This window comes from Pseudoalteromonas sp. DY56-GL79 (assembly GCF_041414765.1).
Lineage (GTDB): Bacteria > Pseudomonadota > Gammaproteobacteria > Enterobacterales > Alteromonadaceae > Pseudoalteromonas > Pseudoalteromonas piscicida.
In genome coordinates, this window is sequence record NZ_JANHZS010000028.1 from 57,376 (window position 1) to 82,466 (window position 25,091).

General features: G+C 43.4%; 21 protein-coding genes. 8 read left to right on the plus strand and 13 right to left on the minus strand.

Annotated features, from left to right (window positions below):
* Window positions 1-203 precede the first annotated feature (203 nt).
* The 6 genes from NO992_RS19060 to pspA all read right to left on the minus strand — a co-directional run bounded on the left by NO992_RS19060 (window position 204) and on the right by pspA (window position 5,424).
* Window positions 204-1,382 (minus strand): PLP-dependent aspartate aminotransferase family protein, encoded by a 1,179-nt coding sequence (locus NO992_RS19060; RefSeq protein WP_206471052.1) that lies wholly within the window; start codon window positions 1,380-1,382, stop codon window positions 204-206.
* Between the two features lie 190 nt (window positions 1,383-1,572).
* Window positions 1,573-2,598 carry a TIGR01620 family protein gene (locus NO992_RS19065; RefSeq protein ID WP_371379879.1) on the minus strand — a complete coding sequence of 342 codons (1,026 nt, stop codon included), beginning with the start codon at window positions 2,596-2,598 and terminating at the stop codon, window positions 1,573-1,575.
* On the minus strand, window positions 2,595-4,007 hold the full coding sequence (locus NO992_RS19070; protein ID WP_371379881.1) for a YcjX family protein: 1,413 nt from the start codon (window positions 4,005-4,007) through the stop codon (window positions 2,595-2,597). Before NO992_RS19070 ends, NO992_RS19065 begins: the two co-directional genes overlap by 4 nt.
* 48 nt (window positions 4,008-4,055) lie before the next feature.
* Window positions 4,056-4,457, minus strand: a complete 402-nt coding sequence (gene pspC, locus NO992_RS19075; RefSeq protein WP_371379883.1) for an envelope stress response membrane protein PspC — start codon at window positions 4,455-4,457, stop codon at window positions 4,056-4,058.
* Window positions 4,454-4,687: an envelope stress response membrane protein PspB gene (gene pspB, locus NO992_RS19080; protein WP_010371190.1), complete on the minus strand. Its 234-nt coding sequence runs from the start codon at window positions 4,685-4,687 to the stop codon at window positions 4,454-4,456. Before pspB ends, pspC begins: the two co-directional genes overlap by 4 nt.
* Window positions 4,688-4,764: 77 nt before the next feature.
* Window positions 4,765-5,424, minus strand: coding sequence for a phage shock protein PspA (gene pspA / locus NO992_RS19085; protein WP_010371188.1), 660 nt, complete (start codon window positions 5,422-5,424; stop codon window positions 4,765-4,767).
* 182 nt (window positions 5,425-5,606) lie between these two features.
* Between pspA and pspF the strand changes: the two genes are divergently transcribed.
* The 8 genes from pspF (at window position 5,607) to NO992_RS19125 (ending at window position 14,219) form a co-directional block, all read left to right on the plus strand.
* Complete coding sequence (gene pspF / locus NO992_RS19090) at window positions 5,607-6,698, plus strand: phage shock protein operon transcriptional activator (protein ID WP_371379886.1); 1,092 nt, start codon at window positions 5,607-5,609, stop codon at window positions 6,696-6,698.
* A gap of 2 nt (window positions 6,699-6,700) precedes the next feature.
* A complete protein-coding gene (locus tag NO992_RS19095) occupies window positions 6,701-8,308 on the plus strand; it encodes an ABC transporter substrate-binding protein (RefSeq protein WP_371379888.1) in 1,608 nt (535 codons plus the stop codon).
* 1 nt (window position 8,309) lies between these two features.
* On the plus strand, window positions 8,310-9,344 hold the full coding sequence (locus NO992_RS19100) for an ABC transporter permease subunit (protein ID WP_010371177.1): 1,035 nt from the start codon (window positions 8,310-8,312) through the stop codon (window positions 9,342-9,344).
* Window positions 9,331-10,224 carry an ABC transporter permease subunit gene (locus tag NO992_RS19105; RefSeq protein ID WP_010371175.1) on the plus strand — a complete coding sequence of 298 codons (894 nt, stop codon included), beginning with the start codon at window positions 9,331-9,333 and terminating at the stop codon, window positions 10,222-10,224. The genes NO992_RS19100 and NO992_RS19105 overlap by 14 nt, the downstream gene beginning before the upstream one ends.
* Complete coding sequence (locus NO992_RS19110) at window positions 10,224-11,231, plus strand: oligopeptide/dipeptide ABC transporter ATP-binding protein (RefSeq protein WP_010371173.1); 1,008 nt, start codon at window positions 10,224-10,226, stop codon at window positions 11,229-11,231. Before NO992_RS19105 ends, NO992_RS19110 begins: the two co-directional genes overlap by 1 nt.
* Window positions 11,216-11,977 (plus strand): ATP-binding cassette domain-containing protein, encoded by a 762-nt coding sequence (locus NO992_RS19115; protein ID WP_010371169.1) that lies wholly within the window; start codon window positions 11,216-11,218, stop codon window positions 11,975-11,977. Before NO992_RS19110 ends, NO992_RS19115 begins: the two co-directional genes overlap by 16 nt.
* A 19-nt stretch (window positions 11,978-11,996) precedes the next feature.
* Window positions 11,997-13,025, plus strand: coding sequence for a helix-turn-helix domain-containing protein (locus tag NO992_RS19120; protein ID WP_371379891.1), 1,029 nt, complete (start codon window positions 11,997-11,999; stop codon window positions 13,023-13,025).
* A gap of 69 nt (window positions 13,026-13,094) precedes the next feature.
* The gene (locus tag NO992_RS19125; RefSeq protein ID WP_371379893.1) at window positions 13,095-14,219 is read left to right on the plus strand and encodes a nuclear transport factor 2 family protein; all 1,125 of its coding nucleotides are present in this window, start codon (window positions 13,095-13,097) and stop codon (window positions 14,217-14,219) included.
* Between the two features lie 103 nt (window positions 14,220-14,322).
* Here NO992_RS19125 and NO992_RS19130 read toward each other — a convergent pair whose 3' ends face one another.
* The 7 genes from NO992_RS19130 to tig form a co-directional block, all read right to left on the minus strand.
* Window positions 14,323-15,630 carry a polysaccharide deacetylase family protein gene (locus NO992_RS19130; RefSeq protein ID WP_371379895.1) on the minus strand — a complete coding sequence of 436 codons (1,308 nt, stop codon included), beginning with the start codon at window positions 15,628-15,630 and terminating at the stop codon, window positions 14,323-14,325.
* A gap of 226 nt (window positions 15,631-15,856) precedes the next feature.
* Window positions 15,857-17,767 (minus strand): SurA N-terminal domain-containing protein, encoded by a 1,911-nt coding sequence (locus NO992_RS19135; RefSeq protein WP_371379897.1) that lies wholly within the window; start codon window positions 17,765-17,767, stop codon window positions 15,857-15,859.
* Window positions 17,768-17,940: 173 nt separating this feature from the next.
* Complete coding sequence (hupB, locus tag NO992_RS19140; protein WP_010371157.1) at window positions 17,941-18,213, minus strand: nucleoid-associated protein HU-beta; 273 nt, start codon at window positions 18,211-18,213, stop codon at window positions 17,941-17,943.
* A 216-nt stretch (window positions 18,214-18,429) separates the two neighbouring features.
* Window positions 18,430-20,787 carry an endopeptidase La gene (lon, locus tag NO992_RS19145; RefSeq protein WP_017216125.1) on the minus strand — a complete coding sequence of 786 codons (2,358 nt, stop codon included), beginning with the start codon at window positions 20,785-20,787 and terminating at the stop codon, window positions 18,430-18,432.
* Between the two features lie 293 nt (window positions 20,788-21,080).
* On the minus strand, window positions 21,081-22,364 hold the full coding sequence (gene clpX, locus NO992_RS19150) for an ATP-dependent protease ATP-binding subunit ClpX (RefSeq protein ID WP_010606725.1): 1,284 nt from the start codon (window positions 22,362-22,364) through the stop codon (window positions 21,081-21,083).
* A 122-nt stretch (window positions 22,365-22,486) separates the two neighbouring features.
* Window positions 22,487-23,104, minus strand: coding sequence for an ATP-dependent Clp endopeptidase proteolytic subunit ClpP (gene clpP / locus NO992_RS19155; protein ID WP_010371147.1), 618 nt, complete (start codon window positions 23,102-23,104; stop codon window positions 22,487-22,489).
* Between the two features lie 332 nt (window positions 23,105-23,436).
* Complete coding sequence (gene tig / locus NO992_RS19160) at window positions 23,437-24,741, minus strand: trigger factor (protein ID WP_371379902.1); 1,305 nt, start codon at window positions 24,739-24,741, stop codon at window positions 23,437-23,439.
* Between the last annotated feature and the right edge of the window lie 350 nt (window positions 24,742-25,091).

The following is a 25,091-nucleotide window of genomic DNA, read 5'->3' on the forward strand; positions in this document are numbered from 1 at the left end:
CCGTCCTGTTGATGGTTCGGAGCGCTTCAACTTGTGACTTTGATACTAAGTAAAAGTGAAGGAAAGTTTAATAGTGAGCACGTTTATCACATTTCGCACAACAAGCATTTTCGTAAACTATAAAATACACATCTGTAAAATTAAAATTACACACATAATAAAAAGGGGCTAAACCCAACCCCTTCGTAAAAATTAACTTACAGCTATATTTTATCAAACGCCTGCTTAAGATCGTCAATAATGTCTTCTACGTCTTCAAGCCCCACTGAAATCCGAATTAGTCCATCAGAAATTCCCGCAGCTAACCTTTCCTCTTGTGTATAAGGAGAGTGTGTCATTGATGCCGGATGTTGAATGAGCGTTTCTGGGTCACCTAGACTTACCGCTAACGTACACAGCTCAGTCGCATTGATAAATTGTTCACCCTGCTCTAGCGAGCCGTTGATTTCAAAAGCAATTACCCCACCAGCCCCTTTCATTTGTTCACCTAGAAATTGGTAACCAGGATGCGAAGGTAAACCAGGGTAGTAGACTTTATTCACTTTAGGGTGCGCTTCTAGGAACTCTGCTACCGTTTGTGCGCTTTGACAGTGGCGCTGTACACGCAAAGCTAATGTTTTCAACCCTCGATTGATTAACCAAGCATCATGAGGACTGATTGTAGCGCCAATGTCTTTTAACACGGTTAATTTGATAAGTTCTATGTGCTCTTTTGAACCGCACACGAGCCCTGCTACCACATCCCCATGACCATTTAGATACTTGGTTGCGCTGTGCACAATAAGATCAGCACCATAATTCACAGGCTTTTGTAAAAGCGGTGTCATAAAGGTATTGTCAACGACAAACAAGAGCTCGTACTGTTTAGCGATCTCTCCTAACATTTTCAGATCTAATACCGTCATGTTGGGGTTGATCGGCGTTTCGGCAAACAATAGTTTTGTATTTTCCTGTACCGCATCACGTAACGCGTGCTCATCGGTTAAGTCTACAAATGACACCTCAATACCGAATTTAGGCAACATATGCGCAAATAGTGCGAAGCTACAGCCATATAATGCGCTTGATGCAATCATATGGTCGCCTTGCTGCAAAAAGCTCAGCACCGATGCAGACACAGCCCCCATACCAGTGGCGGTCGCCGCAGCATCTTCCATTCCCTCGAGTCGAGCTACTTTTTCTTCTAGCTCTCGCGTCGTAGGGTTGCCTAAGCGAGTATAGATATAGCCGGGCTCTTCACCGGCAAACCGTGCCGCACCTTGCGCTGCGTCTTTAAAGTGGAATGTTGAGGTTTGATACAAAGGAGCTGTTAACGCCCCATGTGGGTCGTCAAAATGATTGGGTCCGTGAATACACTGACTGTCATCTCTTAATTTTTTCATACTTGCCTGCTGATTTTATTATTGCCAACCAAATAAACATGGTAGTGAATTGATTAGCGTCGTTTTTGTGTAATAACCAATATGTAGGGCAGTTTAGAAAAATAGACAAGCATGCCAGATGGGGAGACGGCTAGTTCACTTATTGTGACTAGCCTATTTTACTTAAAGAGGTGTATAAAATTGTTGCCGTTTAGTCTTTTTTGCTACGCCTTAGTAGCACATCAACGACTGAGCTAATCGCACTTTTCAAAAGGCTTTGTTTGTGCTCCAAGCGTGGTAATGGTCGACAAAGTTCCATCGCCTTATAGCCCAAACGAGCTGTGAATATCCCGGCACTCAGGCCCTGTGCTGAACGGGTAGAAAGCTTGCCAAGTAATTCAGCCCCCACACTGGTAGCAGCAAGGTCGCTTACCAGTTCACTTGCGCCAACAAATACCATTTGCTTCAACAACATTTTATATAAGGTGATGCGGCTGCGATACGCTAATCGAATACCATAATGTTTGCTGATCTTTTCTACCAGCACGACTCCGCGCCAAAGCACCGCCAGCATATCCACAAGTGCAAGTGGACTTAAAGCAACTAAGAGCGCCGATGTTGTCGCATGCTCTTGAATTAGCTTCTTAGCTTCAGCATCTTGGCCTCGGAGCAAAGTTTTTTCATATAAAGTGATGACTTCTTTGTCTGTATGGTGAGGCTGTAACGCCTCTTCAAATGCGGCAACCTTTTGTTCTGGATGCGCTTTTAATAGTGGTGCAAGCCAGGCTCGTGCCTCGCCAATTTGGTCACTCTGTAATAAGCGCTGGGCATCATGCTTAATTTGCTGATGTTGTTTAAGTCTGCTAAGTGCGATGACTTCTGAAAATAAGAACTTAAATAGCGCAAGTAAACCAAGGGACAACACGGTGGTGTATAAACTAAACAGCAGAATATTTTGCTCATAGCTTTCTATCAAGGTCAGTGCTGCTTCCACAATAATAAGTACTAATAGCGCGAGCAAAAAGCACTGTTTAAAGCCGAATCGCCAAGGCGATTCGTAAATACGTTCAATTTTCGGTAGCTCGGGTTCAGCCACAGTATCAAGGCTCTCACTCACAACCAGCTCATTGCCGAGAACTTTGCCTTCACCACCCAAATGTTGAGACTCATCTTGGCTTTCAGTGTCGATATTTAAGCGTCTACCCGAACCTTGGTAAGATTTTGTCTGATCTGTCATCTTAATTTATCTCCAATTAAGAACTGCAAAGCATGATCAAGCCTGATATGCAATAAGTTTCCTTGCCTCGCAGGTAGCGGTTCAAACGCTAAAAACTCAAACCCATTTTGAGGCCAAGCCTGCGCTTTTGGGACGTGATCAGGCGGGGTTGGTGGCACATAATTAATAAACTGCTGCTCGCCGACTGGCTTGCCGTAAATACATTGCAGATGTTGCGTCCCCTCTTTCACCGCCCTTGACTCAACACTTCTCACCGAAGAAAGAGACATCGTGTCCACTGTTACCCCGTTAAAGCGAAGCTCATTGGCGCTGTCCACCAGCATTTCATTTAACAACCTTGTCAAATTGGTCTGCTGCTCGTTCAAGACACCATCACATTTGTTGGCGGCAAATAGCACCTTATCTATTTTTGGGTTAAATAAACGAGACAAAAAGCCACTTTTACCATGAGAAAACATGGCGAGGATCTGCTTTAACGCAACTTCTTGCTCTTTCAGTGTGTCATAGCCATCACTTAAGCTACCCAACAGATCAACTAACACGACTTGGCGGTCAAACTGGCAAAAGTAATCTTTGTAAAATGGCGCGATTACTTGCTTTTTGTAGGCTTCAAAACGCTCCACAAGCTGTTGATATTGTGAATGTTCGGTAATGTCGTTTGGGTGAACTTGTACCGGGAAAAACAGCAATATTGGCGCTCCCTCAAGGTCACCCGGGATCAACGCTCGGCCAGGTTGCAAGTTAGATAAACGAGTGTCCCGCTGCAGCTGCGCTAAAAGCGCATGGTAACTTTGTGCAAGCATTTTCAGCTTACTTTCATCCACCGCTTCCGTCCCATCAAACTGCTCGAGTAGCTGTAAAAACGTTTGTGCAAATGGCTGATATTTTGGCTTATTTAATAATGCAAATTGCTGGTCACACCACTCGGGAAAAGTCATTTTAAGCAGTGGCAAGTCCATTAACCATTCACCTGGGTAATCATATAGTTCAAGGTATAGTGTATGGGTTTGCGCTAAGTGCTGTTTGAGTCCGCGTTCACTATGATACCTAAACGCCAGTGTTAAGGTATTGATACGTTTGGTCGACGCAGGCCATGTTGGCGGCTCTTCCAACAAACAAGTTATTGCTTGTTGATAGTCAAAAGTTGGCACCGCCAGCGCCTTCTGCGGCTCAGGGCGACACGCAACAAGACGGCCTTCACTCACGACATCTAAAAACGGTAAGTTGTCGGTGCTCGTTTGAGTAGTCAGATGCTTGATAAGAGCCGTGATAAATGCGGTTTTCCCGCTGCCACTAAACCCGGTTACGGCAAGCTTGATATGCTTATCAAAAGAGCGGTGGAGCGTTTTTTTGGCTTGTTGTTTTAACTTATCTAAGGAAGATGGGGTTCGAAAACGTGACGTAGTCATAAGTAGAAAAGTGCCCCTCAAGAAAATGCCAAGGCGGCCAATACCGCCTTATAGCTTGTCAATTTCTCTGCTAACCGTAAATTCAGGGGAAGTTACGTAGCGTTCCATGTTCTGAATACGACCGTCAAGTCGTGATAATCTGTCTTTTAGGTCATAAAGTGCCTGTCTTGGCGGCTCGCCTTTTTGCCACACCTTAAACTTCACCGATACTTTATCTTCATCTTTCGCATCAGACGAACGGTTTGGCGTCACTTCGCGTTTATCTAGAATAAACCAGCATGCCACATACACGACGATAAATAATGGACCACCTGATAATAGCACGGCTGTGATGAATAAAATCCTAACAAGCCATAACTCCATGTTGAAGTAATCGCTAAGACCTGCGCATACTCCGGCTACCTTGCCGCGACTTGGGTCACGATATAGCTCTCGCTTTAGTCTACTCATAACTTGCGTCTCCATTGTGGTGACTCTTGATCAAGTAAAGCTTCTAACGTTTCAACACGATCTGCCATTTTTTCTGCCTTGCTGGCTAATTCGATAAGCTGACGATGCTCGTGTTCACTTAACCCTTGGCTTACCTGCTTTTTGCTGCGGTAGTGCAAAATTAACCAAAGTGGTGCCACGATGACCATAAAAATAATCAACGGAGCCATCAAAACTTCTGCGTCAAACATAATCTTCTCCTGCCTTCAACCTGGCTGTTATTATTGTAGTTGGTTAGCACCTACCCTGACAGTAGGTGCAATTATTTTCACTTTTCAGCCATTTTCTTTTTCAGCTGTTCAAGCTCATCGTCAATCTTTTCGTTCTTTTGCAGATCAGCAATCTCATCCGCTAAAGATTTCTTACCTAAATCGTAAGATTCGATTTGTGACTCTAGGCCATCGATTTTGCTCTCATAACGTTCAAAGCGATTTAGGGCATCATCTACTTTACTGCTGTCGAGTGCCTTTTTCACCTCTAAACGAGATTCTGCTGAGCGCTGACGTAGTACAATCGCTTTTTGGCGCGCTTTTGCGTCGGCCAGTTTATCTTGTAATGTACTGACTTCTTGCTGCAGCTTTTCAATGTGCGTGTCTACGTGCTCTAGCTCTTTTTCAAGGGCTGCAACATCTTCCGCAGACTTTTGCTTTTCAAGTAAAGCAGCACGCGCTAAATCTTCACGTTCTTTACTTAGTGCAAGCTCTGCTTTGGTTTGCCAATCATCTACCTGTGCTTTTAGCTGATCTAGACGGCGTGTTAACTCCTTTTTCTCAGCGAGTGTTTTTGCTGAGGTCGATCTTACTTCGACTAGTGTATCTTCCATTTCTTGGATAATTAGGCGAACCATTTTTTCTGGATCTTCGGCTTTATCCAAAATAGCATTGATATTAGAATTCACTATGTCTGCAAAACGAGAAAAAATTCCCATAGTGGTTACCTCTTTGGTTAATAGCTAAATTGCTTACTTCTATGTATCAAATAGCTTGCCAACTTTAACAAAATTAAAAACACAATAAAATCATAAGGTTATTTTATTTTCAAAAAGCCTTTAGTTATCCCTTTTTTTGAAATACACTAGTTATTAGTAAAAACCACTAAGAGTTAGGCAATATGAGCCGTTTTCGCCAACAGGATAATTTATTAGGCCAATCTGACAGCTTTTTAGCTGTACTGGACAAGGTTTCACAGCTCGCTCCTTTAGAAAAGCCCGTGCTTATTATCGGCGAGCGTGGCACAGGTAAAGAGTTAATTGCGGCACGTTTGCATTATCTCTCAGAGCGGTGGGATCAGGAATACGTCAAACTAAACTGCGCAGCCCTAAACGAAAACCTCTTAGAGAGTGAGTTATTTGGTCATGAGAGTGGTGCCTTTACTGGTGCAAGCAAGCGCCATGAAGGTCGATTTGAACGCGCTAACAGTGGCACACTGTTTTTGGATGAGTTGGCTAATACCTCTGCAATGGTGCAAGAAAAGCTCTTGCGTGTAATTGAATACGGCGAGTTCGAGCGAGTTGGCGGCAAGCAAACCGTAAAAGTAGATACTCGACTAGTATGCGCTACCAATGAAGATCTCCCCTCTCTTGCCGATGCTGGAGAGTTCAGACACGACTTATTAGACCGCCTCGCATTTGACGTCATCACCTTACCGCCATTAAGAGCAAGAAAAGAAGACATCTTATTATTGGCCGAACATTTTGCGATAAATATGGCTCGGGATTTAGGATGGGAGTTATTTAGCGGCTTTACCCGCAAAGCCATCGAGAAACTGCTTGATTACCCGTGGCCCGGTAATATCCGTGAGCTCAAAAATGTAGTTGAACGTAGTTTATATCGTCATGGCAATGACCAAATTCCGGTTCATGATATTGTGTTTGACCCTTTTGCTAGCCCATTTAGGCCGAGTCAACGGATCAAAGCGCCAAGCGCCCTACCAACAACTTCAGCCACTCATAAAGTTGAGTCTTTGCCTACGGCGCAACCGAGTAATGAACAACAGGCAGATCCAGCCCTCGAATTCGACTTCCCTTGTGATTTAAAATCGCTTTCCAACGACTATGAAATCACAATGCTGCAAAAAGCGCTTGAATTTAGTCAATTTAATCAAAAGAAAACTGCACAAAACCTTGGTTTGACGTATCATCAACTGAGAGGTTATTTGAAAAAATACAACCTACTGGACCAAAACCAAAAACAAGAGGCATAGTGGTGCGTAAATTGTTTTTTGGTGTGCTGTGTACCGCTTTATTTGGCTGTACAGATCAGGCGCCAAATAAAGTGAATGATAAGTCACAAGGCTTAGTATATTGTGCAGAGGCGAACCCTGTGTCATTTAATCCACAAGTGACCACAACAGGGTCTACGATTGATATTATTGCCAATCAGCTTTATGACACCTTGATCAGTATTGATCCTGAAAGCGGCGAATTCTTACCAGAGTTGGCAACGTCTTGGCAGGTCAGCGAAGACGGTAAATCTTTCACTTTTACCCTGAGGGATGATGTCCAATTTCACGATACCCTCTACTTCACACCAACAAGAAAAATGAATGCCGATGATGTGGTATTCTCATTTAACCGTTTATTTGATGTTTACAATCCATACCACTTTGTTGGTGATGCAAATTATCCTTATTTTCAAAGTATTGGACTCGACCAACTGATCCGCCAAGTAAAAAAAGTGGATGAACATACCGTTCGCTTTGATCTGTTCAACGCGGAAAGTAGCTTTTTATCCAATATCGGAACAGACTTCGCTGTCATTCTTTCTAAAGAATATGCCGATCAGCTTATAGAGCTTGAACATAAGCAAGATTTTGATCAAAAGCCCGTCGGCACAGGTCCGTATAAGTACCGTGAATTTTTACGTGATAACCTGATCCGATATTATCGCCATGAGCATTACTGGAAACACCCAGTATACATGGAGCAATTGGTCTACGATATCACCACCAATGGCACTAGCCGCATCGCGAAAATGCTAACAAAAGAATGTGATATTACGGCGCATCCCAGTGCTACCCAGCTCACCGTGCTGGAGCAACGAAAAGACATAGAAGTTGAAAAGGCCGCAAATCTGAATATAGGTTACTGGGCATTCAACACCGAAAAGCCACCATTTGATAATCCACTGGTCCGCAAAGCGCTGGCGCACAGCATAGATTTTGAAAAAATCATGCAAGCGGTATTTTACAACAATGGGATTTTAGCCCGCTCGATGCTTCCCCCTTCTTCATGGGCATTTGAAGCACAGCAAAAAATGCCAACATATGACCCTGAAAAAGCCAAAGAGTATTTGAAACAAGCGGGTCTTGAGGGCGGTTTTTCCATGACCTTATGGGCCATGCCGGTGTCGCGAATTTACAATCCTAACGCGCGGAAAATGGCTGAGCTTATTCAACGTGATTTACGTGATATTGGCGTCAATGCCAAAATCGTGGAGTACGAATGGAATACCTTTATTGAACGCGTTGGCCGCCATGAGCACGATAGCGTATTATTAGGCTGGGCAGCAGATACGCCTGATCCAGACAATTTCTTCAGCCCATTATTGAGCTGCACTGCAACATTTAGTGGCAAAAACCCTTCCAACTGGTGTAATCCGGAGTTTGATTTATTGCTCACTCAAGCTTTAGACACCAACGATATGGAAGAAAGAAAGTACTATTATCAGCAAGCACAAAAAATGGTCATTGAGCAACTGCCTCTCGTTCCAATTGCTCACGGGCTAAGGTTCCAAGCAACTAGCTCTGATATTAAGGGCGTCTCACTACGTCCATTTGGTGGTATTTCGCTCGCTGAGGCAAGGAGAGACTAACATGTTCGCAAAATATGCTTATCGACGACTGAGCTTGCTTTGCTTTATGTTGTTTACCTTGACGATTTTTACTTTTGCCCTCAATTACCTGTTCCCAGGTGAGTTGATCACCAACTTCAGTGGCGAAGTCAACTCAAGTTATGCCCAAACGCAGGCACTAGTTGAAAAATACCGTATTGAAGAAAATATCTTTGTCCAATATGGCGCGTTTATGGCTCGTATGTTTGAAGGCGACTGGGGATTATCTTTATCGTCGGGCCAACCCGTGCTTTCTCATGTGAAACATCTATTTCCAGCAACGCTTGAGCTATGTTTATATGCTTTGACGGTTGCAGTCATTATTGGCGTACCAAGTGGAGTAATAGCCAGCGCTTATCATAAAAAGTGGCCAGATAAGCTCATTAACTCATTAAGCTTGATGGGATTTTCCATTCCAGTTTTTTGGTTAGCCCTGCTGCTTATTATGGCATTTTGTCTGGGTCTTGGGCTTTTCCCCATGTCCGGTAGAATCGGCTTACTTTATGAAATACAGCCCGTTACTCATTTTATTCTGATTGATATTTATCTTGAAGGTTTTCCCTATGGCGGTGCCGCATTTTGGGATGCACTTCATCATTTAGCGCTGCCAACCGTTGTGCTGGCTATGTATCCAACGACAGTTTTGATCCGCTTTACTCGCGACTCTATGCTCGAAGTCCTCGACCAGAACTATATTAAAACAGCTAGAGCAAAAGGCCTTAATCGCAGCCAGCTTATCATTCACCACGCGCTGAGGAATGCGCTGTTACCAGTGATAAAGCAAATTGGTCTGCAATTTAGCACGCTCATCACACTTGCGATGATCACTGAGGTGATATTCTCTTGGCCTGGGATCGGTCGATGGTTAATTGAAAGCATCTATCAACGTGATTTCCCAGCTATCCAAGGGGGACTACTCGCGGTGTCTTTCTTTGTTATTATTGCCAACATGTTGTCTGATTTTATTCATTCGATACTCGACCCGCTCGCAAGGAATCAGGCTCATGGCAAAGTTTAATCTATTTACCGAAGAGTCTAATCGCTCACCTTTATTTAGATTATGGCGTAAATTCCGCTCAAACCACGTTGCGCTAGTGGGTTTGTGGCTGTTTGTTGCCCTGACGGTATTGGCTTTAACAGCGCCGCTGATCGCGCCCTATGGAGTTAACCAGCAGCATGCTGATGCCCTGTTGCTGCCACCTTCTTGGCATGATGATGGCGATGTGCGCTTTATACTCGGTACAGATGATTTGGGGCGAGATATCTTATCGCGCCTAATGAACGGAGCAACTTACACGTTTGGTTTATCTATCATTGCGGCCTTGGTTACCACGGCACTCGGCGTCGTACTTGGTACGCTTGCTGGCGCCAGTCGAGGCTTGAAATCTAGCTTTCTTAATCACTTATTGGATATTACACTCGCCATTCCTTCGTTACTGCTGGCCATTATCATCATTGCTATATTAGGGCCAGGTTTGATGAATACGGTGTGGGCGATTATCTTCGCGCTATTACCACAATACATCCACTCGATTAGAAACTTAGTGGTCACTGAGCTGAGTAAAGACTATATCATCGCCTTTAAGCTTGATGGTGCAACACGCTGGAAACTGCTCGTCCGTGGCATACTGCCTAACATCTACGAGCATATCGTGGTTATCTTCACCATGGCGCTGTCGACTGCTATTTTGGATATTGCGGCACTTGGTTTCTTAAAGCTCGGTGCGCAGCCTCCATCTACCGAGTGGGGTGCTATCCTACAAGAAAACTTAAGTTTAATTTATCTCGCGCCTTGGACTGTAGGCCTCCCAGGTGTATTGCTCTTTTTGGCAGTACTTTCTACCAACTTGGTTGGTGATGGACTGCGTGAAGCACTGAAACAACGTAAGGCAGATTAATGCAATTACTAGACATTAAGAACCTCACCATTGAACTACGTACCGAAGACGGTGTTATTCGCGCGGTTGATAAGGTCAACCTTAGCCTTAAGGAAGGCGAAGTACATGCGCTTGTCGGCGAGTCTGGCTCTGGTAAAAGTCTAATCGCCAAAGCCATTGTGGGGGTGCTCAATCAGCGCTGGACAGTAACCGCAGACCGCATGCATTGGCGTGGTGTCGATCTTATGCGCTTGTCTTCAGAAAAGCGCAGAAAGCTCGTCAGCCAAGATATTGCGATGATTTACCAAGAGCCAAGTCGAAGCCTTGACCCAACCGCCACTATTTTCGACCAAGTCGCGGAATCTATTCCCGATAGCGGCTTAAAAGGTGGCTTTTTTGGTCGTAGAAAAGAACGAAAAGAAAAGGTTCGAGCGCTATTGCACAAAGCAGGGATCCGAGACGATAAAAAGATCTGTAGCAGTTACCCACATGAACTTTCTGAGGGGATGTGTCAAAAGATCATGATTGCGATGGCCATAGCCAGAAGCCCTAAACTACTTATTGCCGATGAGCCTACCACCGCACTTGAGAGTACCGCCCGTGCGCAAGTATTTCGATTGCTCAAGGCATTAAACCAGCTTAAGAACATGTCGATATTAATGATTTCGCATGAGCTGGAAGAGATCTCCGACTGGTCTCATGCAATGCATGTGCTCTACTGCGGACAGATGGTTGAAGCAGGCCCTACTCAGGCTATTTTTAAACAGCCATTACATCCCTACACCCAAGCGCTGGTTAAGAGTTTGCCGGACTTTGGTCAAGGGCTCGGCCATAAAGAAGCATTTTATGCCCTGAAAGGCACTATTCCCCCATTACAGCATTTACCCATAGGATGTCGCTTGGGGCCTAGATGCCCTCAAGCGCAAAAAGAATGTGTCGTCACGCCAAGGCAAAGTCGCTCGCATGGTCATAGTTACGCTTGCCACTTTCCGTTAATTAAGGTGAAGCAAAAATGCAACCCGTCTTAAAAGTACAGTCTTTAAACAAGTCCTACACTTCTCGCCAAGGACTGTTCAGACGCCGCTCGTTGCAGGTACTCAGAGATGTGTCGTTTGCGCTTGCTCCCGGACAAACCCTCGCAATTATAGGCGAGACCGGCTCTGGTAAAAGTACGCTCGCCAAAGTACTTGCCGGTGCCGACATGGCAGACTCTGGACAAATATTACTAAACGGCCAAATTGTAGAAGACGCTGGTATTCGCAATCATGACTGCCGTACTATTCGTCTTATTTTTCAAGACCCAACTCGCTCGCTCAACCCGGGTCTCACCATTGGGGACATACTTGATGATTGTCTGCAATACAATACAGAACTCACCGAAGAGCAGCGCTATAAGAAAATCCGCATCACACTCAGTCGCGTCGGGCTACTTGGCGAACACATAGACTATTATCCTCATATGTTTAGTGGTGGGCAGTTACAGCGGGTTGCCTTAGCGAGAGCCCTTATTTTAGACCCTAAAGTGCTGGTATTGGATGAAGCGTTGTCATCATTAGACCCATCCGTACGCGCACAAACTGTGAATCTGCTGCTGGAATTACAAGCAGCAACGGGACTTGCGTACGTGCTTATCACACATCATTTGAGTTTGGTTCGTCACATGAGTGATGAGATTTTGGTATTAAATCGCGGCAAAGTCGTCGAATATGGCGAAACGGAGTGTGTGTTCAATACTCCAAAATCTAAAACTATGCAGAAGCTGCTGTCAGCTTAATTTCACGAGGGAATGAGAAATGGATTTTAGCGCCCATCTGTTATTTTTCTTCTCACTTGTTGGAGTATTTAACGGCTTTATTCTCAGCGCCCTACTGCTAGTAAAATTTCAGGAGGCAAAGGCACTGCGCTGGGTGTCGGTGCTGCTCATTTTACTTTGTATTCGAATTGGTAAATCAGTCCTTTTTTACTTTAACCCAGAGCTGGATAAAACGATCCTGCAAATAGGTCTGAGTGCCTATTTTTTGCTTGGCCCCTGCCTGCTCAACTTTGTACTTGCAAGCTACAGTAAAACCAAAAATCGTTATCTAACAATACACTTTTTGGCATTAAGCGGTTTTATTATTGGATTTGGTATATTTATGCCCTATCAGCTTCACCCTGAAATTTGGCAAACGTGGGGTTACAAAGGCACATCCTATTTTTGGCTAGGTTATTTACTGATAAGTTCTTATACTTTTTATCGTCTAGCTACGGCCAAAAGCGCCAATAACGACGCCGAGTTTCATCTATCTATGGTTGTTATCTGCGGTTGCTGGCTCATTTGGGCCGCGTATTTCTTTTCGTCATTCACTTCTTACATCACAGGAGCACTCACCTTCAGCTTTGTGCTCTATTTAAGCATCCTTTTCGCACCCAAATTACTACGAAAACCAACTGCTAATGAAACGAAATATGCCAATACGCACATAAGCGACGATGAGTACAATCAGCTCATAGCCAAACTGGAGTCGCTAATGTCAGAAAGCAAGCTATTTACTGAGCCGGATTTAACGCTACCCCGATTAGCCAAACGATTAGGCACGAGCCACAACAAATTATCGCAAATAGTAAATCGCCATTATCATTGTAACTTTAAACAATATCTCAATGGCTTGAGAGTTGAATATGCGAAACACTTGCTTTCGAGCACCAACATGCCGCTGGAACACCTTGCACTGGAGTGTGGTTTTAATTCTGCATCCACATTTTTTGCCGCATTTAAGAAGCTCACAGGGTACTCTCCAAATAACTTTAAGCACTCCGAAAACATACTCTCAGACTCCTAAAATATACTCTAGGTGACTGCTTTAATTAAATAAGTTTATGTTTCTTCTGAGTCATTACAGGAGAAACTTATGACCCTATCAAAACTAGTACCATTGTTATTTTTACTATTTTTTCAAATCAGCAACGCTGTCGCTTTTGAGGATGAGACCGCTAAAATTACCGCTACATTAAACCACTACATCAGTGGCACCGCGAACAACCAGCCTGAAGTGATAAGAAAAGCGTTTCATCCCGACGCGATGCTTATTTTAGAAAAGTCAGACCAAGCGATGTGGCAAGTCCCGTTGAAAGAGTATTTGAGTTGGTATAAAGGCTCGAAAAAAGACACTGGCAGGCGCGCCAAAATTCTAAATATCAGCGTGAATGACCACCTTGCACAGGCCAAAATCCGTATTGATATATTGAAGTCAAACGTACAGTACATCGATCACCTACTCCTAAAGAAAATAGCTGGCACATGGCAAATCATCAGTAAATCGGCGCAGCAAACCACGCTAACTTCCGAGCAAGTAACGAACTTAGGTCGCCGAGTACTCATTGTCGCATCAAGCAAGGCCTTTCACGGCGATAGCAAGCTGCCAGCTGGCACGAGCTTCGAAGAACTACTCAGTGCCTATGACGTATTTACCCAAGCTGGACTAATTGTTGATTTCGTCAGCACACAAGGTGGCGCACTAAACCTGAGCTATATAAATACTTCAAACGGTGAACATAAAAAGTACCTTTACCAACCTGACTATATGTATGCGCTCAGCAACACGATGCGCCCAGCTGAAGTCGACCCTAACCAATATGCGGCAATCTATTATGTTGGCGGCAGCAATGCCATGTATGAAGTAGCGGAAAACTCTACTCTACAGCGTATTGCTATGCATATATATGAACAAAACCAAGGTGTTGTTGCCGCCGTATGCCACGGCACAGCTGGTATCGTTAATTTGCGCTTGAAAAATGGCGAGTATCTCATCAAAGGAAAACAAATCACCGGTTACCCTACCGCATTTGAAAATCCAGATAGAGCGTACTTCAAGCATTTTCCTTTTCAAATTCAGCCTAAAGTGGAAGAGCTTGGAGGGAGTTTTGTGTATGGAGAGCGGGATGCGTCTTTTATCAAAGTAGATAGCCGCATAGTGACGGGGCAGAATTATCAGTCTTCTCAGGCCGTAGCAAGGGCCGTATTAACTCTATTTTGAATATCAGGGCGGCTATAATATTGACCGCCCTATTCAATCACCGTTTTAGTTAACCTTAGGTTTGGATAAGGAATGAACTAACTTATTGTTTTTAAAGTTCAGATTAATTAGTCGTGTTACCCTTAAAATTCATACACTCACTGGTATGACAAAACTTTAAACCTTTCGCACTTGCATAAGCCAATACGTTTTCAAGATTTTCTGGAGTGATATACCACTCATTTCCAGTTTTACCAATGACATGCGTTGCTAAGTATAGAGTCTCACCACCTTTTAAGGTATCAATCGCATTCTGGATTTTGTCCAAATCAAAGCGGTGTGAGTCCATAGATAATCCGGTTGTGATTGGTCTATCACTGCGTTCACCTCTATAAATAACAGAAGACCAAGAAGCAAACTTACGTACATGAGTAAAATATTTCTTGATTTCACGATCAGTTTCTTTCGTATAAGCTCCGAATGGGTACGCATAAGACGTTACCGTCAAGCCATCTCTTCTCATCGCGTCAAGTTGTGGTGTGATATCGTCTGCTATCCACTTCTGAACACCATTTTCTTCGGAGTAAATCTTCGCATGACGATGAATTACTCCATGATGACCGATTTCGTGACCTCGGTTTTCTATATCAGCCACTTTTGAATGATCAATAGTGGAGTAATGGCTAACATAATAGGTAAATGTTGCGTTATATTTATCAAATAGATCAAGGTGATCATGGATAGAGTTTAATGCGCCACCATCGTCAAAAGAAATATTAATCTGTTTAGGCCAAACAGAGCTTTGATTATGATGGAAGTCCTCAACTGCCCCCTGAAGCGCAGCATACTCAAAGTGGCTCTCTGGTATCGCTAAAATCAGCTCGTCATATGCCCACTCATCCAATTTACCATCTTCAAAAAATAAGCCCCGAAGTCCAACTTCCTTCAGTCTATTAGGTGTGAGTAAAGATTTACTATTTAATTCAAAAAGCTCGACAACTTTGCATAATCGATGTTTGAGAGCCGCCAACTGTAATTCATCTTGTGTCGTATTAAAATATCCCTGAATTACAGATAGATTTGCCGCGGTTACACATCCAAATTCAGCAATCTCAAAATCTTTTAAAGCAAGAGAGGTAGTGCTTTCTGCTCCTTGTGCGCTCAGAATACGCTTAATTACCTCTTCATTTGTTTCTTTTGTGGGATTATTAGAATTAGCATTATCTGAATTTGAATCGTCGGTATTGGTATTATCTTTATCTGAATTATCTGTATCCGAGGAGTTATCAGTATTAGTTCCATTATTGTCCGTTGAAGTGTTATCTCCTTGACCTCCCTCTACAGGTAACTCTATAACAGTCTTACTGTCACTGTTACATCCCGATATTGATAGCAATAAGGCTACAATCCATGCGCTATATCTATATTTCATAAAGTTCCTATTTAAAATACACCGTTCCGAAAATCGGACATGTTAAATAAGAGAACAATATTTGTCAACATAGGAACAACCAGGAATTTATTATTATAAATTAAACACCTATAAAATTAACAACAAATATACTCACTAGCAAATAAAATTCAACAAACAAGTATATAGTGAGAGGCCAAAAACAAAAAAGGCGCCGTGTTGGCGCCCTTTTTCTATCTAAAAGCGATTATTGCTGCTCTGTGACCTGTAACTGTGGTCTTTTTACTTCAGACTTAGCTTCAAGTGCTGCTAGTAGCTCAAGATAGTTTTTGTTTGCGTAAGAAGCGGTGATTGACTGCTTCTGCTGTGCATCAACCTTGCCATCAACTTCAGGCGTTGTGACTGACTTCAGCACCACAAATGCCGAATCGCCATTACCAAGCTCTACAAGTGCAGACTCTGTCTCTGCAACACCAGGCTGAGGCAATTTAAATGCTTCAGCTGCAATTGCTGGTGGCACGTCGTAGCTACGACGCTTAAGCTCAGTCACGCTCTTCACTTCGATGCTTTGTGCTTTGGCAATCTCAGCTAAAGTAGAACCACTTTGTAGTTGCTCAAATAGCGACTGTGCTTTCTCTGCAATTAATGTCGACGCTTTTTCATTGCTCAACTGCGTTTTGATCTGCGCACTTACGTCCTCAAGAGGCTTAGTCGCTGCCGCTTTATGCTCAGCAACACGAACCACCACGATATGCTCTGGTGCAACTTCTAACACTTCTGAGTTTACGCGGTCTTCTAGCAGCTCTGGCGTGAAGATAGTATTGCTTATCGCTGGTGAATTAAGTGGCTCAGGAAGCGCATTACGACTTACAAGCTCAGTTGATTTGATTTCAACGCCAGCGGCTTCAGCAGCGTCTTGTAGCGAGTCAGCCATTTCAAAAGCAAGTTCAGCTACACGGGTTTGCTTTTGATAGAACGCATCGATCTTGGCTGCTTTTTCAAGCTCTGCACGAAGGTCGTCTTTTACGTCTTCAAAAGATTGTGCCTGTTGGCGCTGAATGTCTGTTAGCTTGATAATGTGAAAACCAAACTCAGATTCAACCACTTCAGATACATCACCTACCTCGGCAAGCGCAAATGCTGCATCTTCAAACGCCGGATCCATCATGTCTCTTTCAATCCAATCTAGATCACCACCAAGCTCAGCGCTCACCACGTCGTCAGATTTTTCTTCTGCAACAACGGCAAAATCAGCACCGTTATTCAATTCAGCCAGAATTTCATCTGCTTTTTGTTTAGCGGCTTCAGCATCTTCGCTTGCATCAACAAGAATGTGTGACACGCGGCGTCTTTCAGGTTCAAGATATTGGTTTTTTTGCTCTTCGTAATACGTTTTTAACGCTTCTTCAGTCACTGGTTCTGCAGGCGCTAAATCTTCAGCTTTTAGCTCGATATAGTTAACCGCGACTAATTCTGGAGCTTGGAACTGAGTTTGATTCAAGTCGTAGTAGTTCTGAACTTCTTCATCTGATACTGACACTTCATCTTTCACCAACTCTTTGCTTAATACTGCATAGTCGATAGCACGAGTTTGTTGCTGTAGCGCAATAGATTGCTGAAGTTCGTTTTTCAATACAAAATCAGTGCCTGCAACCGCAGAGATTAACTGCGCACGAGTCATCTCGTCACGAAGATATTCGCGGAAGCTATCTGGCTGGAAGTTCATTTGACGGATAACTTGTAGGTAACGGTCGTTACTGAATTCTCCACCAATTTGAAAATATGGCATTTCAACAATCGCTTTTTTAACCTGCTCATCGCTTACACGAAGACCAAGCTCTTTAGCTAGTTGGGTTTGTAATTCTTGTTGTACTAATTGGTCAACAACACCTTGGCGAATTTGCGCCATATAATTAGGATCGGCTGCAATCTGTGCAAAGTATTCGCCAAACTGTTGCTCTAGTCGTGCACGTTCATTTGAGTAAGCACGAGAAAACTTAGTTTGTGAAATCTTTACTCCGTTCACTTCTGCGACAGGCTGCTCTGTGGTTTGACCTAGGTAACCACCGATCCCTGCTAACGCAAAAGATAAGATGACTAAACCTAATACGATTTTAGCCGCCGGGCCTTGCGAGCCTTCTCTGATCTTTTCAAGCATTTATTGTTTCTCTTATCTAAGTCAAAGCACCTAAGCACTTTGTGTTTGCTAGATTTGGGTTAAGCATTACACCAATCAGATTAGTGATGGTATAAAAAAAGCGTATCTTAGCAGATACGCCTTTTATCTTGAAGCAGTTCGCGATGACTCTGCACCGCCTAATTCAAATTGAATTAGTTTACTGCGTCTTTAAGCGCTTTACCCGCTTTGAAAGATGGGATGTTAGCTGCTGCGATTTGAATAGTCTCACCAGTTTGTGGGTTACGACCAGAACGTGCAGCACGCTCGCGCACTGAGAAAGTACCAAAACCTACAAGTGCAACAGAGTCACCGTCTTTTAGTGCACCCGTTACAGACTCAATGAATGAATCTAGCGCACGACCAGCAGCCGCTTTAGAAATGTCAGCATCAGCTGCGATTTGATCGATTAATTGAGATTTATTCACAATATCATCCTCTTCCATAGTTATTGTCAAAAGTTACTTCTTACTGGTAACTTTTGCTATTCATTTAGAGACATCACAGCGACTCTCTAATTCTCGAAATCTTTCTCAAGCCTAGTGATTACGGGGCTTCCGAACCAGTAGGCTTGAATACAGTGCCTAACTTAACACACCTTTTAGATTTGAAAAGCCTTTTCACTCAATTTTTTGGCTTTTTTCTTAGTTTTTTTGCGATTCCACACTAAAACTGTCTATTGGGTGCGCTAACGCCAGTGATAATACCTCATCAATCCATGACACTGCATGAATATCAAGCCCTTCAAGAACATTCTCTGGAATTTCTTTTAAGTCACGCTCGTTCTTTTTCGGTATTAGAACTCGCTTAATTCCACCACGGTGTGCTGCCAATAATTTCTCTTTCAGACCACCGATAGGCAGAACTTCACCACGCAAGGTAATTTCACCTGTCATCGCAACATCTGCACGTACTGGATTGCCAGTAAGGCTTGATACTAAGCCCGTTACCATCGCAATACCGGCACTCGGGCCGTCTTTTGGTGTTGCACCTTCAGGAACGTGAACATGAATATCACGTTTTTCGTAGAAATCGTCATTAATCCGTAGTTTGTCAGCACGGTTGCGAACCACCGTCATTGCCGCCTGAATTGACTCTTGCATCACATCGCCCAGCGAGCCGGTGTAAGCAAGTTTGCCTTTACCTGGTACTGCCGCACATTCGATAGTGAGTAAGTCACCCCCGACTTCTGTCCATGCAAGACCGGTAACTTGACCAACTCTATCGCCATCTTCCGCCTTGCCGTAATCGTGACGTTGTACACCTAAGAAGTCTTCAAGGTTTTCTTGGTTAATCACAACTTGCTTAACATTTTTATCTAGCAAGATGTTCTTAACTGCTTTTCGGCACAACTTAGATACTTCGCGCTCTAGATTACGTACACCCGCTTCACGCGTGTAGTAGCGGATAATGCCAATGATCGCGCTGTCTTCAATATTGATTTCAGACTCTTTTAATCCATTGCGTTTCACTTGCTTTGGAATTAAGTGCTGCTTGGCAATATTCAGCTTTTCGTCCTCGGTGTAACCAGAAAGACGAATGACTTCCATACGGTCTAATAATGGACCTGGAATGTTAAAGCTATTAGAAGTCGCAACAAACATAACATCAGACAGATCGTAGTCCACTTCTAAATAGTGGTCTGCAAAGTTGCTATTTTGCTCTGGATCTAACACTTCTAGTAGAGCCGATGCAGGGTCGCCGCGCATATCCGATGACATCTTATCGATTTCATCCAGCAAGAAAAGTGGGTTCTTCACGCCAACTTTCGACATGCTTTGGATAAGCTTACCCGGCATTGAGCCAATATAAGTTCGTCTGTGTCCGCGAATTTCAGCTTCATCGCGCACGCCACCGAGCGCCATACGTACGTACTTACGACCCGTAGAACGCGCGATAGATTGACCTAAACTGGTTTTACCAACGCCTGGAGGGCCGACTAAGCATAAGATAGGACCTTTAAGCTTATTGGTGCGCTGCTGTACCGCTAGATACTCGATGATACGGTCTTTCACTTTCTCAAGACCATAATGATCGGCATCAAGTATCTTTTGCGCACCAGCTAGGTCTTTTTTCACCTTTGAGCGCTTTTTCCAAGGTACATTGATCATCGTCTCAATGTACGAGCGCACAACCGTCGCTTCCGCAGACATAGGTGACATCATTTTAAGTTTGTTAAGCTCTGAAAGCGCTTTTTCTTCCGCTTCTTGCGGCATATTCGCTTCGCTAATACGCTTTTTCAGGGCTTCAAATTCGTCAGGTACATCATCCAGCTCACCAAGCTCTTTCTGAATAGCTTTCATTTGCTCATTCAGATAGTACTCACGTTGGGATTTCTCCATTTGCTTTTTAACGCGTGAGCGGATCTTTTTCTCTACTTGAAGTAGGTCAATCTCGCCTTCCATCAACGCCATCAAATACTCAAGGCGTTCGGTCACATCGTTAATTTCTAGCACCTTTTGTTTTTCAGGTACTTTAATTGGCATATGAGCAGCCATCGTGTCCGCTAAGCGTGCAGCTTCATCAATACCCGATACTGACGTTAGTACCTCTGGTGGGATCTTTTTATTTAGCTTCACATAGCCTTCGAATTGGCTAATTGCGCTGCGAACTAATATGTCTTGCTCTTGCTCATCTACATCCTGAGATGGTATATACTGAGCTTGCGCCAAGAAATATTCGTCTGTAATTAGAAACTCATCTATTTTTGCGCGTTGAGTACCTTCAACCAGCACTTTCACTGTGCCATCAGGTAGTTTGAGTAACTGTAGTACCGTTGCAATGGTACCAGTCTGATAGACATCATCAGTGCTTGGGTCATCAACTGAGGCGTCTTTTTGCGCAACTAAAAAGATTTGCTTGTCATTGTCCATCGCAGCTTCTAGGCATTTTATTGATTTTTCTCGGCCTACAAACAGCGGGATCACCATATGCGGATACACCACTACATCGCGTAGCGCTAGCACAGGAATTTCTACTCGATCCGTTCTTTCAAGCGTCATTATGTTCTCTTCGCACTTCAATTAATTTTGGGAATACTGAGCTATATGGGGATAACGCAGATAAAGTTCAATAGTTTATAGTAATCCGCATCAAGTAGAGATCAATTTAACGTATAAAAAGCTTAGTGTTGACACTCAATTTACCATGGTGAAATGTATAAAAAATTCACCCTAAAAACGTGTCTCACTATTGCCTTTGATCGTTATAGCAATTTGACTATATTGGTTTCTATCTGATGTGGACTAAGAAATAAAAAGGAGCACTAGGCTCCTTTTTTCAATTTCATACTGAGCTATTCAGACGCCGCTTTTTCTTTACCGTTATTTTCGTAAATCATAATAGGGTCTGATTCGCCTTTGATCACTGTTTCATCAATGACGACTTTACTCACTTCTTCTAGTGAAGGAAGCTCATACATAGTATCAAGCAATACGCCTTCAACAATCGAACGCAGACCACGGGCACCCGTTTTACGCTCCATCGCTTTATGAGCGATCGCTCGTAGCGCATCTTCACGGAATTCAAGGTCAACACCTTCCATCTTAAATAGCGCCGCATACTGCTTAGTAAGTGCATTCTTAGGCTCATTTAAAATTTCAATTAGTGCTTCTTCGTCTAGTTCAGTCAAAGTCGCGACTACAGGCAAACGACCAATAAATTCAGGAATTAAGCCGTACTTAACTAAATCTTCAGGCTCTACGTCTTTAAACGTTTCGCTTAATGAGCGCTCAGAGTCTTTAGATTTAACTTCAGCACCAAAGCCAATTCCAGTATTTTTTGTACTGCGCTGTTCGATGACTTTATCTAAGCCTGCAAACGCACCACCACAAATAAACAAGATCTTAGAAGTATCTACTTGTAAAAACTCTTGTTGCGGGTGCTTTCTACCACCTTGTGGTGGAACAGATGCAACCGTACCTTCAATCAGTTTTAGTAGTGCTTGTTGTACACCTTCACCTGACACATCACGGGTAATCGATGGATTGTCAGATTTTCTTGAAATTTTGTCGATTTCATCGATGTAAACAATACCACGCTGTGCTTTCTCAACGTCGTAATCACATTTTTGCAGAAGCTTTTGAATGATGTTTTCAACATCTTCACCCACATAACCGGCTTCGGTTAATGTCGTTGCATCTGCCATCGTGAATGGAACGTCAAGTAAACGTGCAAGCGTTTCTGCTAAAAGGGTTTTACCACTACCCGTTGGACCAATCAATAGAATATTACTTTTGCCAAGTTCTACATCACCTTTGCCGCCTTGGTTACGCAGGCGCTTGTAGTGATTATAAACCGCAACAGACAAGACTTTTTTAGCGTGGTCTTGACCTATCACATAATCATCTAAGTGATTTCTGATCTCTTTTGGCACAGGTAATTTATCAGACGCGTCATGCTTAGGCGCAATATCTTTGATTTCTTCCCTAATGATGTCGTTACAAAGTTCAACGCACTCGTCACATATATAGACAGATGGACCGGCAATTAACTTACGAACTTCATGCTGGCTCTTACCGCAAAATGAGCAGTAGAGTAGCTTGCTATTCTTATCGCCGTCTGTTGGAGTGTCTGACATTCAGCTACCTCATTCAATTGCTGTTATCTCTAGATAACATCGTATTTCTTTTAACTATACCAAAGAAATTTGGCTTTGGCACAGTAGAAGCCGATGAATTCAATTCATCGGCTAATTCATAATCACTTAAGCTCTCGACGAGAGTGAACCGCATCAATCAGGCCATATTCTAACGCTTGATCTGCAGTCATAAAGTTGTCTCGATCTGTGTCATGCGCAACCACATCATAAGGTTGACCAGTGTGTTCCGCCATTAAGCGATTCAATTTTTCTTTGATCGCCAAGATTTCACGGGCATGAATTTCAAAATCAGAAGCCTGACCTTGGAAACCACCTAAAGGTTGGTGGATCATCACACGAGAATTAGGTAAGCAATAACGTTTACCTTTAGCACCGCCAGATAGCAAAAATGCCCCCATACTCGCAGCTTGACCAACACAAACCGTACTAACGTCAGGCTTGATAAAATTCATCGTGTCGTAGATTGACATCCCAGCAGTCACAGAACCACCTGGCGAGTTGATATACAAGAATATATCTTTGTCAGGGCTTTCTGATTCCAAGAACAGCATCTGCGCCACAATTAGATTGGCCATATGGTCTTCGACTTGACCAGTTAAGAAAATAATACGGTCTTTTAGCAGTCGTGAGTAAATATCATAAGAACGCTCGCCTTTAGCCGTTTGCTCCACGACCATAGGTACTAACGCATTGATTGGATCGATCATACCATCATTCATGTTTTTTATTCCTTATTAGCACAGAATCTATTGCGTATTCGCAACAATTTTATTGGACTTAGCGCGGTCCATAAAAACATTCTGTGATCGGTGTTTAGGCTAATACTTTTTTGAGCGAATTGAAACGAGTAGATATAACTGTAGCAGTAATACTCAACGAAACCTGACTCGTAAAATAAGTATAGCTAATAAAATAAGCCATGCCTCAAGATATAAGTACTTAATGCTTCAATATCAAGGCTTAAAAACAAAAATGGCCCGAATTCTCTATTAGAGTAACTCGAGCCATTTAAACTTCAGCTTAGCTGTAAGTCAATGATTTCTTCAAAGACTTATTGAGCAGCCTGTGGATTCATGATGTCGTCGAATGACTTTTCAACATCAGAAACAGATGCAGCAGCAAGTACTGCTTCAACTGCTAGCTCTTCCATCGCAACGTTGCGCATTTGCTGCATTAGCTGATCGTTTGCTTTGTAGTATGCCACTACTTCACTTGGATCTTCGTATGCAGAAGCAACTGTGTCGATTAGTTCAGCAACTTTATCTTCATCAACTTTGATGTCGTTCGCTTTGATCACTTCACCTAGTAGTAGGCCAGTTTTCACGCGAGTTACTGCTTGCTCGTGGAATAGCTCAGCTGGAAGCTCAGGCATGTTTTGTGCGTTGCCGCCAAAACGTTGTGCAGCTTGTTGACGAAGTGCATCGATTTCTTGGTCGATTAGTGCTTTTGGCACTTCAACTTCGTTAGTTTCTAGAAGACCTTTGATCGCTTGATCTTTCACGTTTGCTTTAACCGCTTGGTTTAGCTCACGCTCCATGTTCTTCTTAACTTCTTCTTTAAGTGCGTCAACGCCGCCTTCAGCAACACCAAACTTAGTTGCGAACTCGTCAGTTAGTTCAGGAAGCTCTTGAACTTCAACTTTCTTCAAAGTGATTGTGAATTGAGCCGCTTTACCTTTTAGGTTTTCAGCGTGGTATTCTTCAGGGAAAGTTACGTCAGAAACAACTTCCTCACCTGCTTTTTTACCAACGATACCGTCTTCAAAACCTGGGATCATACGACCTTGACCAAGCTCTAGAGGGAAGTCTTCAGCTTTACCACCTTCGAACTCTTCACCGTCGATTGTACCAACGAAATCAACCGTTACACGGTCTTTTTCGCCAGCTGCAGCATCGCTCTCAGTCCAAGAAGCGTGTTGCTTACGAAGCGTTTCAAGCATGTTCGCTAGGTCTTCATCAGTGACAGAAACTGCTGGCTTCTCAACCGCGATTTTGTCTAGATCTTTAAGTTCAACTTCTGGGTATACTTCAAAAGTTGCATCGAATTCTAGATCTTTACCAGCTTCTAGTGACTTAGGAGCAAAAGATGGTGCGCCTGCAGGGTTGATTTTCTCAGCAATGATTGCTTCGATATAGTTACGCTGCATCAGATCGCCAGCAACTTCTTGACGTACAGCTGCGCCGTAACGCTTAGTGATGATTGACACTGGAACCTTACCAGGGCGGAAGCCATCGATACGCTGTGTTCTTGACAGTTGTTGTAGGCGTTTTTTAACTTCAGTCTCAACGTTCTCTGCAGGAACGGTGATGGTCAGACGGCGCTCAAGGCCTTGAGTCGTCTCAACAGAAACTTGCATGATTTACCTCAATCTTCATTTTTGGGCGACAAAGCGCCTTCCTTACTAACAAGACAACCATCATGCTTTTTGTGGGCCTTCGGCTAAATTGCCAAACTCTCCGTTGCATGTGACGCTTGTTGCCTGCCCTACGGGCACTACGTTAATTAATAGACGCGGCATTATAACCTATTCAACGACGGAGTCGAGCAATCAGGTTAAATAATTAGGCATATTGGTGCTAATTGATTAAAAGTTAGTAAATTTGAAATAAATGACTGAGATACTAGAGAGAAAGTGGTCGGCGATGCAGGATTTGAACCTGCGACCCCTTGGACCCAAACCAAGTGCGCTACCAAGCTGCGCTAATC

Coding starts and splice junctions, on each gene's coding strand:
- NO992_RS19105 (WP_010371175.1), top strand. CDS start 9,331: ATGGCAAAGTTTAATCTATTTACCGAAGAGTCTAATCGCTCACCTTTA.
- NO992_RS19060 (WP_206471052.1), bottom strand. CDS start 1,382: ATGAAAAAATTAAGAGATGACAGTCAGTGTATTCACGGACCCAATCAT.
- pspC (WP_371379883.1), bottom strand. CDS start 4,457: ATGAGTAGACTAAAGCGAGAGCTATATCGTGACCCAAGTCGCGGCAAG.
- NO992_RS19065 (WP_371379879.1), bottom strand. CDS start 2,598: ATGACAGATCAGACAAAATCTTACCAAGGTTCGGGTAGACGCTTAAAT.
- NO992_RS19130 (WP_371379895.1), bottom strand. CDS start 15,630: ATGAAATATAGATATAGCGCATGGATTGTAGCCTTATTGCTATCAATA.
- pspB (WP_010371190.1), bottom strand. CDS start 4,687: ATGTTTGACGCAGAAGTTTTGATGGCTCCGTTGATTATTTTTATGGTC.
- pspA (WP_010371188.1), bottom strand. CDS start 5,424: ATGGGAATTTTTTCTCGTTTTGCAGACATAGTGAATTCTAATATCAAT.
- NO992_RS19115 (WP_010371169.1), top strand. CDS start 11,216: ATGCAACCCGTCTTAAAAGTACAGTCTTTAAACAAGTCCTACACTTCT.
- NO992_RS19100 (WP_010371177.1), top strand. CDS start 8,310: ATGTTCGCAAAATATGCTTATCGACGACTGAGCTTGCTTTGCTTTATG.
- clpP (WP_010371147.1), bottom strand. CDS start 23,104: ATGAATGATGGTATGATCGATCCAATCAATGCGTTAGTACCTATGGTC.
- clpX (WP_010606725.1), bottom strand. CDS start 22,364: ATGTCAGACACTCCAACAGACGGCGATAAGAATAGCAAGCTACTCTAC.
- tig (WP_371379902.1), bottom strand. CDS start 24,741: ATGCAAGTTTCTGTTGAGACGACTCAAGGCCTTGAGCGCCGTCTGACC.
- NO992_RS19135 (WP_371379897.1), bottom strand. CDS start 17,767: ATGCTTGAAAAGATCAGAGAAGGCTCGCAAGGCCCGGCGGCTAAAATC.
- pspF (WP_371379886.1), top strand. CDS start 5,607: ATGAGCCGTTTTCGCCAACAGGATAATTTATTAGGCCAATCTGACAGC.
- NO992_RS19070 (WP_371379881.1), bottom strand. CDS start 4,007: ATGACTACGTCACGTTTTCGAACCCCATCTTCCTTAGATAAGTTAAAA.
- NO992_RS19125 (WP_371379893.1), top strand. CDS start 13,095: ATGACCCTATCAAAACTAGTACCATTGTTATTTTTACTATTTTTTCAA.
- NO992_RS19120 (WP_371379891.1), top strand. CDS start 11,997: ATGGATTTTAGCGCCCATCTGTTATTTTTCTTCTCACTTGTTGGAGTA.
- lon (WP_017216125.1), bottom strand. CDS start 20,787: ATGACGCTTGAAAGAACGGATCGAGTAGAAATTCCTGTGCTAGCGCTA.
- NO992_RS19110 (WP_010371173.1), top strand. CDS start 10,224: ATGCAATTACTAGACATTAAGAACCTCACCATTGAACTACGTACCGAA.